This window comes from Xanthobacter aminoxidans (genome assembly GCF_023571765.1).
Taxonomy (GTDB): Bacteria; Pseudomonadota; Alphaproteobacteria; order Rhizobiales; family Xanthobacteraceae; genus Xanthobacter; species Xanthobacter aminoxidans.
Genome location: NZ_JAMJXC010000005.1, coordinates 264,221 through 277,893, shown reverse-complemented (window position 1 = coordinate 277,893; position 13,673 = coordinate 264,221). Strand labels below are relative to the sequence as shown.

Genomic DNA, 13,673 nt, shown 5'->3' with positions numbered 1-13,673 from the left:
ATGAACGCATGGGTTGCAGCCGGGGTTGCATTCGTCACCATGGCCGTGACGATGGCGGCGGGGATGGCCATCGGCAGCCGGCTGTCGAACTCCCGCTACGAGGACGGCTCGGTCAAGAACCTGCGGACCAGCGTCGCCATCATCGCGACCATGTCGTCCCTGCTGCTGGGTCTAATGGTGAACTCGGCCCGCTACAATTTCAGCGACGCCTATTCCGACGTCCAGAAATACGCCGCCGTCCTCCAGATCACCGACCTCAACCTGCTGAGCTTCGGCGCGCCGGCCTGCCCGCTCCGGGGCGACCTTCAGGCCTATGCCCGCCAGCTCGTGGCGGAGACCTGGACCACGGGCGAGGATGAGGCCTCAAGCTCCGCGCAGGTGTCGGCCCTCACCGCGCTGCTGCGGTTCGATGCCGGGGTGCGGAACCTCAAGAGCGAGACCGCCGACCAGCAGGACGTGCGGGGCACCCTGCTCGCTCTGTCGCGGCAATTGGTGGAGTATCGCTGGAAGGTGACGGGCGTCGCCCGCACCACCACGCCGGCCGGCTTCATCTTCGTGGTCATCTGCTGGTTCGCGCTGATCTTCCTCTATTCCGGCGTGTTCGCGCCGCGCAACGCGCTGGTGCTCACGGGCCATGCGCTGGGCATGATCGGCATCTCCGCCGCCATCTTCCTGGTGATGGAGATGGGCCAGCCCTTCACCGGGCCGATCAAGGTGTCCCCCGCCCCGGTGGAGCGCCTGCTGGCGCGCATGCAGGCGGAGCCCTGCCCCACGGTGGCGCCGCAGCGCTGAAACGGCGACGGCCGGATCGCGCAAAGCACGACCCGGCCGTCGAATGCCCCGGACGAAGCCGATCAGTTCAGGCGCGGCTGCTGCGACGTGCCCTTGTACCAGTCGAACGGCTTGCCCTCGGTGGAGAGCATCACCGACTTCACGTCGAAATGGTCGTTGAAGCTCTCGATGCCGAACTCGCGGCCAATGCCGCTGTCGTCCACGCCGCCCCAGGGCGAGGCGGGATCGAGGCGGTGGTGGTCGTTGATCCAGACGATGCCGGCCTTCACCTTCGCCGCCACGCGATGGGCGCGGTGCACGTCGCGGGTGCGGATGGCGGCGGCGAGGCCGAACGGGCTGTCATTGGCGATGGCGAGGGCCTCCTCCTCCGTCTCGAAGGGGATCACCACCGTGAACGGGCCGAACACCTCCTCGCGGGCGATGCGCATATGGGGCGCCACGTCGGCGAACACGGTGGGCTCCACGAAGAAGCCGTTCTCGTGGCCGGGCACGATGCGCCGCTGGCCGCCGGCCACGAGGCGCGCACCATCGTCATGGCCCGCCTGCACGAAGGAGAGCACGCGGTCGAGCTGGCGCTGGGAGACCACGGGGCCGAGCTGGGTCTCGGGATCGCGGGGATCGCCGATGCGGATGGCCTTGGTCTTGGCGGCGAGGCGCTCCACGAACTCGTCATAGATGGTCTTCTGCACGATGTGCCGGGCGGCGCAGACGCAGGTCTGCCCGGCGCCCACGAAGGCGCCGAAGGCGGCATAGTTCACCGCCTGCTCCACATCGTAATCGTCGAACACCATCACCGGCGTCTTCCCGCCCAGTTCCAGCGTCTGGTGGGCGAAGACCTTCGCCGCCGCCGAGCCGGCGATGCGGCCGGCCTCGGTGCCGCCGGTGAGCACCAGCTTGTTGATGTCGTGATGCTCGGCGAGGAAGCGGCCGGAACTGGCACCGATGCCGTTGACCACATTGAACACGCCGGGCGGCAGGCCGTTGTCGCTCATCAGCTTCGCCAGGCGCAGCGTGGTGAGCGGGGTGTATTCCGAGGGCTTCACCACCGTGGTGCAGCCGGAGGCCAGCACCGCCGCCAGCGACTTGCACAGGATCATCAGCGGGTGGTTGAAGGGCGTGCAATTGGCCACCACGCCGATGGGCGTGCGGCGGGTGTAGTTGAGATAATTGCCTTCCACCGGGATCACGTCATCGCGGCGGGCGAGCGCGAGGCCGCCGAAATAGCGCAGGAAGTCCGGCAGGCGGCCGAGCTGGGCGCGGGTCTCGTTCACCGGCCGGCCGTTGTTCTGGGTTTCGAGCTGGTACAGCTCGGGCAGCGCGGTCTCGAAGGCGTCGGCGATGCGGTTGATGAGCTTCACCCGCTCGCGGATGGCCATGCCGCCCCAGGCGTCGCCGTTGAAGGCGGCGCGGGCGCTCTTCACCGCCGCATCCACGTCCTCGCGGGTGCTGTCGGGAATGATGGCGATGACGGCGCCGGTGGCGGGGTTCTTCACCTCCACCGTGCCGCCGCCGATGCTCTCCACCTCGCGGCCATCGATGAAATTGCCCCGCGCCGCGACGGCGGCTTCGGCTTTGGCGTTCATGACGTTTCTCCGGTTTTTTCTCAAAGGACGACGGCGTGGCGCGACAGAGCCGCGACCACCCGTTTTTCGGCATCGGCGATATGGTCCCGCAGCAGGCGGGCGGCCTTGCGGCCGTCGCGGGACTGGAGCGCCTCGATGATGGCGACGTGTTCGGCGATCAGCCGGTCGGGGTCGCGCCCCTGCATGGTGCCGATGCTGACCAGCACCAGCCGGTCGGCCTGCGCGACCAGATCCACCACCTCTTCCCGCATGCGCCGATGGGGGGAGCACATGGCCACCGCGACATGGAAGGCGCGGTTGTAGCGGATGAAATCGGACTTCGACGCATCGAAGGTGCGGAAGGAATCAAGGGCGGCCAGCACCTCGTCGGTCGCGTGGCGGGCGGCGTCGGCCGCGCAGGCCGGCTCCATCACCTCGCGAAAGCGGAAGATGTCCCGCGCGTCGGCCAGCGACACCGGGTTCACCCGGTAGCCCTGGCGCGGCAGCACGGTGATGAGGCGCTCCTGCTCCAGCCGCAGCAGGGCCTCCCGCACGGGCTGCTTGCTCACCTCGAAACGCCCGGCCAGCTCCTGCTCGCGCAGCTCCTCGCCGGGCTGGAGACGGCAGCCGAGAATCTCGTCCTTCAGCCGCGCATAGACCGCGTCCCGCAGCAGCCCGGAGCCGCCCATGGCCTTATCAGAGGCGATGTTTTGATCGATCAACATATTTCATGCCCTGACGAACTGGCGGAAGTTTGGAGGAGAGATAACGACAGAACAACGGAAAAATGTCGCTTGACGTGGGTTTTCGGTTCTGTCTGAAATATCACGACAAAAAATTTAGCCGTCAAGAGCATCTCAGGGAGAGAAAAAATGCCCACACTCACGAAGCGCACAACAGCCTCGTGGCTCGCCGCGACGGCGCTGTCCGCGCTCGCGGCCCTGCCCGCGGCGGCTCAGCAGCCGCCCATCAAGATCGGCTTCATGACCGTGCGTTCCGGCGCGCTGGCGGCCGGCGGCAAGCAGATGGAGCAGGGCATGGAATATTGCCTTGCCGAGCGGAACGGCATGATGGGCGGCCGCAAGGTGGAACTCATCACGGTGGACACCGCCGGCCAGCCCGCCACCACCAAGACCCGCGCCCAGGAGCTGGTGGAGCGCGAGCGCGTCAACGCCATCATCGGCCCGCTCGCCGCCTTCGAGGCGCTGGCCATCGACGACTACATCCGGCAGGTGGGCGTGCCGGTGATCTCGCCCTCGGCGGCGGCGGAAGACCTCACCCAGCGCAAGCAGAATCCGTGGTTCGTGCGCGCCGTGGGCACCTCGGCCCAGGCCAACCATGCGCTCGGCGAATATGCCGCCAAGGATCTCAAGCTGAAGCGCGTCGTCACCATCGGCGACGACTTCGCCTTCGGCCACGAGGCCACCGCCGGCTTCCAGCGCGCCTTCGAGGACAATGGCGGTCAGGTGGTGCAGAAGCTGTGGCCGCCGCTGAACGTCGCCGACTACGGCAGCTACATCAGCCAGATCCGCACCGACGTGGACGCGGTCTACGCCGCCTTCGCCGGCGGCAACGGCCTGCGCTTCCTCCAGCAGTATGCCGAATACGGCGCGCCGGTGAAGGTGATCGCGCAGATGACCACGGTGGACGAGGGCATCCTCAAGTCCATGGGCAAGGAAGCCGTGGGCGTCATCTCCTCCGGCTGGTACACGGCGACCCAGGACGTGCCCGGCAACAAGGAATTCGCCGCCGGCATTCGCGCCAAGTACGGCGCTGATCCCGGCTACTACACCGCCGGCGCCTACGAGGCGTGCGCCTTCCTCGATGCGGCCGTGAAGGCCATCGACGGCAAGGTGGAGGACAAGCAGGCGCTCATGAAGGCGCTGCGTTCCGTCAAGCTGGAGAAGGGACCGTACGGCGAGGTCACCCTCGACGAATACGGCAACCCCATCATGAACGTCACCATCCGCAAGACCGAGGAGAAGGACGGGCGGCTGCAGAACGTGGTCATCAAGACCTATCCGAAGGTGACGCAGTTCTGGACCTACGACCCCAAGGCCTTCCTCGCCGAGCCGGTCTACAGCCGCGACTACCCGCCGGCGAAGAACCTGGGGAAGTGATTTCGGGGATTTAAGCCCCGGACTTCTCCCTGCTGAGAGCCGTCATGCCCCGGCTTGTCCGGGGCATCCACCACGCCGCTTGCCGGCTGCATGACTCCCGGCAACCGGCCCGGTCGCATCGTGGATCCCCCGGACAAGCCGGGGGATGACGGCTCGATAGGCATCGTCCCGGGCCCCCTCTTCCTTATCCGAGGACCAATCATGACCTTCTGGGTCAGCCAAAGCCTCAACGCCCTCGCGCTCGGCGGGCTCCTGTTCATGCTGGCGTCGGGCTTCAGCCTTATCTTCGGGCTGATGCGGGTGGCGAACCTCGCCCACGGCGCGCTGTTCATGCTGGGCGCCTATCTCGGCCTTGCCGCGGTGAAGGCCGGCTTCGGCTTCTGGGCGGCGGCGGCTTCGGCGGCGGTGGCCGTTGGGCTGCTGGGCGGCATCATCGAGCGCACGCTGCTGCGCCGCCTTGCCGGGCGCACCCTGCCGCAGGTGCTGCTGACGCTGGGCCTCGCCTTCATCATCGCCGACGCCTGCCTGATGATGTGGGGTGGCGACCCCATGCGCCTGCCGCCGCCGCCGGAACTCTCCGGCGCGGTGCGCATCGGCGATGCGGTGTTCCCGCGCTACCGGCTGTTTGTCATCGGCGCCTCGGCGGCGGTGGCGCTGGGGCTGTGGCTGCTGGTGGAGCGCACCCGCGCCGGCGCCATGATCCGCGCGGCGGTGGACGACGTGGGCATGGCCCGCGCCATCGGCGTCTCCGCCTCCACCCTGTTCACCGCCGTCTTCTGCCTCGGCACGGCGCTGGCCGGCCTCGGCGGGGTCATCGGCGGCCCCATCCTCTCGGTCTATCCCAGCCTCGACCAGGACATGCTGCCGCTGGCGCTCCTCGTCGTGATCCTCGGCGGCGCCGGGAGCCTCGCCGGGGCGTTCGTCGGCGCCTACGTCATCGGCTTCATCTACACATTCGGACAGGTGCTCGTGCCCGACCTCGCCTATGTGATCCTGTTCCTGCCCATGATCGCGGTGCTCTCCGTGGCGCCGCAGGGCCTGTTCGGCCGGAGGCTCGGATGAGCGCGCGCGCCCTCCCCTTCGCGGTGGCGCTGGCCGCCATGGCCATGGTGCCGCTGTTCTCCACCTCGCCCTTCTACGTGAACCTGACCAGCCAGGTGACCATCGCCGCCATCGGCGCGCTGGGCCTGAACGTGCTGGTCGGCCATGCCGGGCTGAATTCGCTGGGCTTCGCGGTGTTTCCGGGCCTCGCCGCCTATCTGGTGGCGTGGCTCTCCACCGTGGGCGGGATCGATCCGGTTTTCGCGGCGCTGGTGGCGCTGGGCGGGACGCTGGCGGTGGCCGCGCTGTTCGCCCTCGTCGCCTTGCGCACCACCGGCCTCGGCTTCGTGATGATCACCATGGCCCTGTGCCAGATCGTCTGGGGCGCCGCCTATCGCTGGACCTCGGTGACAGGCGGCGACAACGGCCTCTCCGGCGTGCCGCGCCCCGGCGGCGCGTGGCTGCCGCTGGAAAAGCCGGAATACTTCCTGTGGCTGTGCCTCGCGGTGCTGGCGCTGGCCCTCGTCCAGCTCGGCCGCTTCTTCGACAGCCCGCTCGGCGTCGCGCTGCGCGGCACGCGGGACCAGCCGCGCCGCATGGGGGCGGTGGGCTATGACGTGTGGCGCATCCGCTTCGTCGCCTGGATGCTCGCCGCCGCCTGGGGCGCCGCCGCCGGCCTGCTCTATGCCTGGTACCACCAGTTCGTCAGCCCGCACATGATGGCGGTGACGGCCTCCGCCGAGGTGCTGCTGATGGTGGTGGCGGGCGGGGCCGGGACGCTGGCCGGCCCGCTCATCGGCGCGGCGCTGGTGGTGCTCCTGAAGAACCTCGCCTCCATCTGGATCGACCGCTGGGTGATGCTGCTCGGCTTCACCTTCGTCGTCATCGTCCTCCTGATGCCGGACGGCATCGTGCCGGGCTTCAACCGCCTCACCGCGTCGCTGAAGCGGCTCAGGCCCGGCCCCGCCCCCAAACTCGTGCCGAGGGAGCGCGCCGATGGCTGAGCCCGCACTCCACATCGACGGCTTGACCAAGCAGTTCGGCGGCCTGCCCGCCATCGCGGACGTCAGCCTCGACATCATGCCCGGCGAGCGGCACCTGCTGCTCGGCCCCAACGGCGCGGGCAAGACCACGCTGTTCAACCTGATCTGCGGCGATCTCACCCCCACCGGCGGCTCCATCCGCCTGTTCGGATCGGAACTGGTGGGCCTGCCGCCGCGCAAACGCACCGGCTTCGGCCTCGCCCGCACCTACCAGATCCTCACGCTCTTCCCGCACGAGACCCTCTGCCGGAACGTGATGCTGGCCCTGAACGGACTGCGCCGTGACAAATGGCGGGCCTGGTCCCCCTTCGGTGCCGATGCGTCGCTGCGGGCGGAGGCGCTCGCCATCCTCGACCGGGTGAAGCTCGCCGACCTCGCGGACCGGCCGGTGTCCCAGACCGCGTATGGCGACCGGCGGCGGCTGGAAATCGCCATGGCCCTCGCCCTTGCCCCGCGCGTGCTGCTGCTGGACGAGCCCCTCGCCGGCCTCTCCCGCGACGAGCGGGTGATGGTGCAGGACCTCCTCGCCAATCTGCCGGAGGAGATGACGGTGGTGCTCATCGAGCACGACATGGATGTCGCCCTCGCCTTCGCCGAGCGCATCACCCTTCTTCATCACGGCCGGGTCGTGACCACCGGATCGCGCGCCGACATCGCCGCCGATCCCCGCACACGGGAGGTGTATCTCGGTGCCTGAAGCCCTCACTTTGTCCAACCTCCACGTCTATCACGGCGAGATCTGTGCCGTGCGCGGGCTGGACATCACCTGCGCCGAGGGCGCCGTGACCGCCCTGCTCGGCCGCAACGGCGCGGGCAAGTCCACGACCCTCTCGGCCATCGCCGGCCTCAACGACGCCCGGCAGGGCCGCATCGAACTGTTCGGCACGGCGCTGGAAAACCGCAAGCCGGAGGCCATCTGCCGGCTCGGCGTGGGGCTGGTGCCGCAGGGGCGGCGCATCTTCCCGTCCCTCACCGTGCAGGAACACCTCGCCATCGCCTACCGGCCGCCGCGCCACACCGCGGCGCGGGTGTTCGACATCGCCTCGGTGGAGACCCTCTTCCCGCGCCTCAAGGAAAGGCGCCGGCAGCTCGCCGGCTCCATGTCCGGCGGCGAGCAGCAGATGCTGGCCATCGCCCGCGCGCTCGTGACCAATCCGCGCGTGCTGCTGCTGGACGAGCCGGCGGAAGGGCTCGCCCCGCAGATCGTCGCCGAGGTGGCCGACGCCATCGCCGCCCTCAAGGCGGACGGACTTTCCATCCTCCTCGTTGAACACAATCTGCCGCTGGCGCTGCGGCTCGCCGACACCTGCGTCGTCCTGTCTTCGGGAGAGGTGGTCTGGCGCGGACCGCCTCAGGTCCTCGCCGACGATCCCGCCCTCATGGCCCAACATCTGGGAGTGCACTGATGCTCACCGCCAACACAAGCGCCGCCGGCCTCTCCGCGCACGTCACCGGCACCGGCCCCAGCATCGTGTTCCTGCATTCCCTGCTGTCCGATCGCGGCAGCCTCGAACCCATGGTGCCGCTGCTGTCCGACAGGTTCCGGCTGGTGCTGCTCGATCTGCCGGGCTTCGGCGGCTCACCGCGCGCGGGCGGGCTCGATGCGCAGGCGGATGCGGTGGCAGCGGCGGTGGCGGCGGCCTGTCCCGGCGAGACGCCGATCCTGTTTGGCAACGGCTACGGCTCGTTCCTCGCCCTCGCCACGGCCCTGCGCCATCCGCACCTGTCGAGCGGCCTGTTCCTGGCCGGCTGCGGCGCCGGCTTCACCGAGGAGGGGCGCGGGGCGTTCCGCTTCATGGCCGCGAAGGCCGGGACGGACGGGCTGGAGGCCATCGCCGAGACCGCCATGCTGCGCCTGTTCCCGGCGGCCATGGCGGCGCGGGTGCCGCAGACGCTGGCGGAGCGGCGGGCGGCCTTCGTCGCCACCAATCCGGAGGTGTTCGGCGAAGCCTGCGGGATTCTCGCGACGCTGGATCTGAAGGACGCGGCGCGGCATCTCGCCGTGCCCGTGTTCGCCTGCGCCGGGACGCTGGATGCGGCGACGCCGCCGGTGATGGCACGGGAACTCGCCGACCTCGTGCCCAACGGCACGTTCCACGAGATCGCCGATTGCGCGCACGTGCCGACCCTTCAGGCGCCGGCCGAGGTGGCGGTGCTGCTCACGGGGTTCGTCCGTACCGTGGAGGCGCCGCCGGAGCCGGTCGCCGCCTCCCAGGCGGGCTGAGCGCGCGCGTCAGGCGACGGTCGGCACGTCCATGGCGAGGGCCACCAGCGTGGCGCCGAGCGCGAGCAGGAAGTTGAGGCCGCCGCTGCCGCCGAACACAAAGGTGACGCCGACGCTCAGCAGACCGGCGACGACGGTGAGGAGAATTCCGAAAGCGATGCCCTTCATGGGTCTTGTCCAGAAACACGATCGGGCCAACCTGCCCGCTCTCGTCTGATGCTCCGGACGGCGGGCGGAATTTCGACGGCAAAGCGGCGACTTTGCTGCGGGCGGAGCGGACGCCCACAGATCGACGAAACGTGATCTTTTCGCCACGGCGGACGCGGGGGCTCAGTCCGTGAAGCCGGCGACGCCGTGCGGCACGTAAGGCGCCTCCAGCGCCTCGATCTCCTCCGCCGTGAGGGTCAGCGAGAGGGCGGCCACCGCGTCCGTGAGATGGCCGGGCTTGGACGCGCCGATGATGGGCGCGGTGACGCCCTTCTTCTGCAGCAGCCACGCGAGGGCCACCTGCGCGCGCGGCACGCCCCTGTTGGCGGCGATGGCGCCCACCGCGTCCACCACCTCCCGGTCGCCCGCCACATAGAGCGTCTTGCCGAATTCGTCGCTCTCCAGCCGATAGGTCGCCTCGTCCCAGGCCCGCGCCAGCCGGCCGCGCGCCAGCGGGCTCCACGGGATGACGGCCACCCCTTCCTCGATGCAAAGGGGCAGCATCTCCCGCTCCTCCTCGCGATAGAGGAGGTTCATGTGGTTCTGCATGCTCACGAAGCGGGTCCAGCCGTTGAGGCGGGAGATGTAGATCGCCTTGGCGAAGCGCCATGCCGGCATGGAGGAGGCGCCGATGTAGCGCGCCTTGCCCGCCTTCACCACATCGTGCAGCGCCTCCAGCGTCTCCTCGATGGGGGTCGCATGGTCGAAGCGGTGGATCTGGTAGAGGTCCACATAGTCCGTGCCGAGCCGGCGCAGGCTGGCGTCGATCTCGGCCATGATGGCCTTGCGCGACAGGCCCGCGCCATTGGGGCCGGGACGCATCCGGTTGAACACCTTGGTGGCGAGCACCACCTCCTCGCGCCGCACGAAATCCTTCAGCGCCCGGCCGACGATCTCTTCCGACGTGCCGTCCGAATAGACGTTGGCGGTGTCGAGGAAAGTGATGCCGAGATCGAGTGCCTGGCGGATGAGCGGGCGGCTCTCCTCCTCCTTCAGGGTCCAGGCGTGGGAACCCCGGTTCGGCTCGCCGAACGTCATGCAGCCGAGGCACAGCTTCGAGACTTCAAGGCCGGTCGCGCCGAATTTCACGTAGTCCACTGCCCGTCTCCCGCGATTGAGGCGCCTACCATCGCCGCCGGCGGCGGACTTGCAAGCACTCAATGCATCACGATACCGCGCTCGGGCTCGGCTGGCGCGGATGGGCGCGCACCAGTGCGCCGGCGGCGGCGCCCGCCTCCTCGAACCAGCTTGCATCCCGATGCACCAGCGAGGCGGAGAAGGCGCCGTCCAGCAGCAGCAGGATCTGCCGCGCCAGCGCCGTGGGCGCATCGAAGCCGGCGGTTTGCAGTTCACCCGCCAGCCACGTGGCGAAGGCCGCCTTGTGGCGGGCGCCGATCTTCACTGCCGGATGTCCCGGCAAGGCGGCGAGTTCCGCCGTGGTGCGCAGGAAGCCGCAGCCCTTCCATTTGGGATGCCGCGCGCTCTTGGCGAGCGCCGCGAAGATGGCCGCGACCTTCGCATCCGCACCACCCTCGGCGGCGGCGAACCACCCCGCCATCTGCGTCAGGTTGGGCTGGTCGCGGGCGTCGAGATAGGCGGCGACGAGGTCGTCCTTGCTGTCGAAATGATAATAGAGCGTGCGCTTGGTGACGCCCGCGTTCTCCGCCACCGCATCCATGCTCACCCGGCCGATCCCCTCCGCATAGAACAGCTTGGAGGCGGCCTGGACGATCTTCGCCCGTGTGTCCTTGGCGCGGATGTCCTGGGCCCGGCCGTCCTGGGCGCGCCGGTCCTGGGAACGGGCATTTTGGGCGCGGGCTTCTTGGGCGCGTTTGTCTTGAACGCGGGCATTCGGGGGCTTCTGCATGGCCGCAAGGTATACCGTACAGTGAGTATACTCAACCGGACGCCGCGGGCATGGTCGGGGCCTCATCGAACGGGGAGTTCCCTCATGACGGACCTTGTGCTGAAGACGGTCGACGGCGCCATCGCCACCCTCACCCTCAACCGCCCGGAAAAGCTCAACGCCCTGAGCTACGCCACCATCGAGACGCTGCTGCGCCACCTCGACGAAATCGAGGGCGACGACGCCATCCGCGGCGTCATCCTCACCGGCACCGGGCGCGCCTTTTCGGCGGGCGGCGACATTCCCGAATTCTCGCGCTCGGTGGCGCAGAGCCCCGAGGCGGCGTTGCGGGATTTCGTGGCGCGCGGGCAAAGGCTGACGGCGCGGGTGGAGGCGTTCCGCAAGCCGCTGGTGGTGGCGGTGAACGGCCTCGCCTATGGCGGCGGATGCGAGGTGACGGAGGCCGCGCCGCTCGCCATCGCCAGCGACCGGGCGGTGTTCGCCAAGCCCGAGATCCTGCTCGGCATGCCGCCCACCTTCGGCGGCACCCAGCGCCTGCCGCGCCTCGCCGGCCGCAAGCGGGCCATGGAGCTGCTGCTCACCGGCGAGACCTTCACGCCCCAGCGCGCGCTGGAGCTGGGGCTGGTGAATGCCGTGGTGCCCCACGACGAACTGCTGCCGCGCGCCCGCGATCTTCTGGAGCGCATCCTCGTCCACTCCCCGCTCGCCGTTTCCACCATCCTCACGGCGGTGACGCGCGGCATCAATCTGCCCATCGCCGAGGGCCTGCTGGTGGAGGCCGAACAATTCGCCCGCATGGCCCCCACCGCCGACCTGCGCGAGGGGCTGGACGCCTGGATCGCCCGCCGCGCACCGGCCTATCCCGGCCTCTGGACGGCGGTGGTGGAGGGCTGAGCCATGGAGGGACACACCAGCTTCTCCCGCGAGACGTTCGCCGCCTTCGCCGCCAACGACCGCCCCGGCCCGGTGCACCTGCTGAACCTCATCCGCCTGCGCCCGCGCGTGACTTATGCGGACGGCCGCGTCACCACCGGCCGGGAGGCCTATGAGGCCTACAGCCGCCTCAGCGCTCCGGTGCTGGCGGAGATCGGCGGGCGCATCGTGTGGCGTGGCGACTTCGAGCTGTCCCTCGTCGGGCCGCCGGAGACCCACTGGGACATCGCCTTCATCGCCGAATATCCCAGCCCCGATGCGTTCGTGCAGATGCTGCGGGATCCGCGCTATCGCGAGGCCATGGCGCACCGGCAGGCCGGCGTCGCCGACAGCCGGCTCGTGCGCTTCGATCCGCTGCCCGCCGGTGCCGGCTTTGCGGGATGATTGGCGGCGCGGCATCGCAGGGTGCCGCGCCGCTCCCTCAGTCCGAAGCGCCCGGCGGCCACCCGGCCTGCGGGGCCGCCTGGCCCTCGTCTTCCAGCCATCGCGCGAGGGCATCGACGTTGCGCGGATTGCGCGGCGCCCGGCTGCGGACGAAATGAAAGCCGCTCTCCAGCGCGATCACCGGCCCCAGCACCCGCAGCCGCCCGGCGGCGAGGTGCGTGTCCAGATAACGCGCGTCGGTAAGGACGACGCCGGCCCCGGCCAGCGCCGCTTCCAGTGCCTGCGCCCGGTTTTCCACCACCATGCCGCCGGCCGGAGCCTCGCCCTTCTGCCGCGTCTGTTGCCACCACAGCGGCCAGTCGCGGAAGCGGGCGCGGGCGCGGATGACCGGCCAATCGGACGGCCGGCCCAGCGCGAGGCCGGGCGCGGCGGCGGGCACCAGCGTCTCGCGGAAGAGCAGCCGCGCCTGAATGCCGGGCCAGTCGCCCATGCCATTGCGGATGGCGCAGTCCACATCCTCGCCGTCGAGGTCCACCACCCGCTGGGTGGTCAGCACCGCGATCTCGATGTCGGGATGGGCGCGCTGGAAGCGCGGCAGGCGGGGCAGCAGCCAGTTGGCGGCCAGCGTGTTCACGGTGGAGAGCCGGATCTGCCGCAGCCGTCGCTGCAAGGGCGCCACCGCCGCCTCGATCCGGCCGATGGCATCGCCCATGGCGGCGAGCAGCGCGGTGCCCTCGTCGGTCAGCATGGAGACGCGGCCCGAACGGGTGACGAGCCGCGCGCCCAGTTCCGCCTCAAGGTCCGCGATGCGGTGGGAGAGAGCCGAGCGCGAGATGCCCAGCGCCTCGGCCGCCGCCCCCTGCCTCTTGTGCCGCGCCAGCGCATCGAGGGCCGCAAGGCCCCGGAGCGAAGGCAGATTGGACGACATGGACGCTTCCCCGCACGCATCGGACAGGTGAGGATTTCTCACCCATTTGAGCCCAAACATCCGCTAGCTTCCAGCAGGATCTTGATGAGGACACCCGATGACCGGCCCCGCCCGCACCCCTCTTTCCGCCGAGGACGTGCCGCCGCGCACCAAGCCCTCGAACTATCCCGCGCCCTTCGCCGCGCGCATGGCGGGCCGGGAGAAAAGGCAGCTCGGTGATGCGTTCGGCCTCTCCCGCTTCGGCGTGAATCTCACCACGCTGGCGCCCGGCGCCCAGTCCGCGCTGCTGCACCGGCACTCAAGGCAGGAGGAGTTCGTCTATATTCTCTCCGGCACGCCCACTTTGCGCACGGACGAGGGCGAATTCCCGCTCGGCCCCGGCATGTGCATCGGCTTTCCCGCCAACGGGCTCGCCCACCACCTCGTCAATCAGAGCTCGGAAGACGTGCGCTATCTGGAAATCGGCGACCGCGACCCGCAGGATGCCGGCACCTATCCCGAGGACGATCTGGTGGCGCATTTCTCCGCCGCCGGCTGGTCCTTCACCCGCAAGGATGGAACGCCATGGTGAG

Annotated in this window: 15 protein-coding genes and 1 pseudogene; 10 read left to right on the top strand and 6 right to left on the bottom strand. The window is 69.6% G+C overall.

The features are described 5' to 3' along the window. Nucleotides 1-792 carry a bestrophin-like domain gene (locus tag EJ105_RS11035; protein ID WP_250166361.1) on the top strand — a complete coding sequence of 264 codons (792 nt, stop codon included), beginning with the start codon at nt 1-3 and terminating at the stop codon, nt 790-792. A 62-nt stretch (nt 793-854) separates the two neighbouring features. On the opposite strand, the gene EJ105_RS11030 is transcribed toward EJ105_RS11035, so the two are convergent. After that, nucleotides 855-2,375, bottom strand: coding sequence for an aldehyde dehydrogenase (locus EJ105_RS11030; RefSeq protein WP_029554834.1), 1,521 nt, complete (start codon nt 2,373-2,375; stop codon nt 855-857). A gap of 20 nt (nt 2,376-2,395) precedes the next feature. Beyond that, nucleotides 2,396-3,079: a GntR family transcriptional regulator gene (locus tag EJ105_RS11025; protein WP_245279239.1), complete on the bottom strand. Its 684-nt coding sequence runs from the start codon at nt 3,077-3,079 to the stop codon at nt 2,396-2,398. A 147-nt stretch (nt 3,080-3,226) separates the two neighbouring features. Here EJ105_RS11025 and EJ105_RS11020 point away from each other — a divergent pair, with 147 nt between their 5' ends. The 6 genes and pseudogenes from EJ105_RS11020 (at nt 3,227) to EJ105_RS10995 (ending at nt 8,782) form a co-directional block, all read left to right on the top strand. Next, nucleotides 3,227-4,474, top strand: coding sequence for an ABC transporter substrate-binding protein (locus tag EJ105_RS11020; protein ID WP_250166360.1), 1,248 nt, complete (start codon nt 3,227-3,229; stop codon nt 4,472-4,474). Between the two features lie 201 nt (nt 4,475-4,675). Then, entirely contained in the window at nt 4,676-5,536 is an 861-nt protein-coding gene (locus EJ105_RS11015; protein WP_250166359.1) for a branched-chain amino acid ABC transporter permease, read from the top strand. Next, nucleotides 5,533-6,519: a branched-chain amino acid ABC transporter permease gene (locus EJ105_RS11010; protein ID WP_250166358.1), complete on the top strand. Its 987-nt coding sequence runs from the start codon at nt 5,533-5,535 to the stop codon at nt 6,517-6,519. The genes EJ105_RS11015 and EJ105_RS11010 overlap by 4 nt, the downstream gene beginning before the upstream one ends. A 64-nt stretch (nt 6,520-6,583) precedes the next feature. Beyond that, nucleotides 6,584-7,255: pseudogene (locus EJ105_RS11005) on the top strand (ABC transporter ATP-binding protein); the annotation flags it as partial. Beyond that, entirely contained in the window at nt 7,248-7,964 is a 717-nt protein-coding gene (locus tag EJ105_RS11000; RefSeq protein ID WP_029876933.1) for an ABC transporter ATP-binding protein, read from the top strand. The pseudogene EJ105_RS11005 and the gene EJ105_RS11000, both read left to right, overlap by 8 nt. Next, the gene (locus tag EJ105_RS10995; protein WP_250166356.1) at nt 7,964-8,782 is read left to right on the top strand and encodes an alpha/beta fold hydrolase; all 819 of its coding nucleotides are present in this window, start codon (nt 7,964-7,966) and stop codon (nt 8,780-8,782) included. The genes EJ105_RS11000 and EJ105_RS10995 overlap by 1 nt, the downstream gene beginning before the upstream one ends. 9 nt (nt 8,783-8,791) lie before the next feature. On the opposite strand, the gene EJ105_RS10990 is transcribed toward EJ105_RS10995, so the two are convergent. The 3 genes from EJ105_RS10990 to EJ105_RS10980 all read right to left on the bottom strand — a co-directional run bounded on the left by EJ105_RS10990 (nt 8,792) and on the right by EJ105_RS10980 (nt 10,856). Continuing rightward, nucleotides 8,792-8,950, bottom strand: a complete 159-nt coding sequence (locus tag EJ105_RS10990) for a hypothetical protein (RefSeq protein WP_155982261.1) — start codon at nt 8,948-8,950, stop codon at nt 8,792-8,794. A 162-nt stretch (nt 8,951-9,112) separates the two neighbouring features. After that, on the bottom strand, nt 9,113-10,087 hold the full coding sequence (locus tag EJ105_RS10985; RefSeq protein WP_250166355.1) for an aldo/keto reductase: 975 nt from the start codon (nt 10,085-10,087) through the stop codon (nt 9,113-9,115). 67 nt (nt 10,088-10,154) lie between these two features. Beyond that, on the bottom strand, nt 10,155-10,856 hold the full coding sequence (locus EJ105_RS10980; protein ID WP_250166354.1) for a TetR/AcrR family transcriptional regulator: 702 nt from the start codon (nt 10,854-10,856) through the stop codon (nt 10,155-10,157). Between the two features lie 84 nt (nt 10,857-10,940). On the opposite strand from EJ105_RS10980, the gene EJ105_RS10975 reads away from it, so the two are divergent. Together EJ105_RS10975 and EJ105_RS10970 are read left to right on the top strand one after the other, a co-directional pair. Continuing rightward, nucleotides 10,941-11,750, top strand: a complete 810-nt coding sequence (locus EJ105_RS10975; protein ID WP_250166353.1) for a crotonase/enoyl-CoA hydratase family protein — start codon at nt 10,941-10,943, stop codon at nt 11,748-11,750. Between the two features lie 3 nt (nt 11,751-11,753). After that, nucleotides 11,754-12,173, top strand: coding sequence for a DUF1330 domain-containing protein (locus EJ105_RS10970; protein WP_250166352.1), 420 nt, complete (start codon nt 11,754-11,756; stop codon nt 12,171-12,173). 37 nt (nt 12,174-12,210) lie between these two features. On the opposite strand, the gene EJ105_RS10965 is transcribed toward EJ105_RS10970, so the two are convergent. Beyond that, a complete protein-coding gene (locus tag EJ105_RS10965; protein WP_250166351.1) occupies nt 12,211-13,101 on the bottom strand; it encodes a LysR substrate-binding domain-containing protein in 891 nt (296 codons plus the stop codon). Between the two features lie 97 nt (nt 13,102-13,198). Between EJ105_RS10965 and EJ105_RS10960 the strand changes: the two genes are divergently transcribed. Further along, nucleotides 13,199-13,672: a cupin domain-containing protein gene (locus EJ105_RS10960; protein WP_250166350.1), complete on the top strand. Its 474-nt coding sequence runs from the start codon at nt 13,199-13,201 to the stop codon at nt 13,670-13,672. The last annotated feature ends 1 nt before the right edge of the window (nt 13,673 follow it).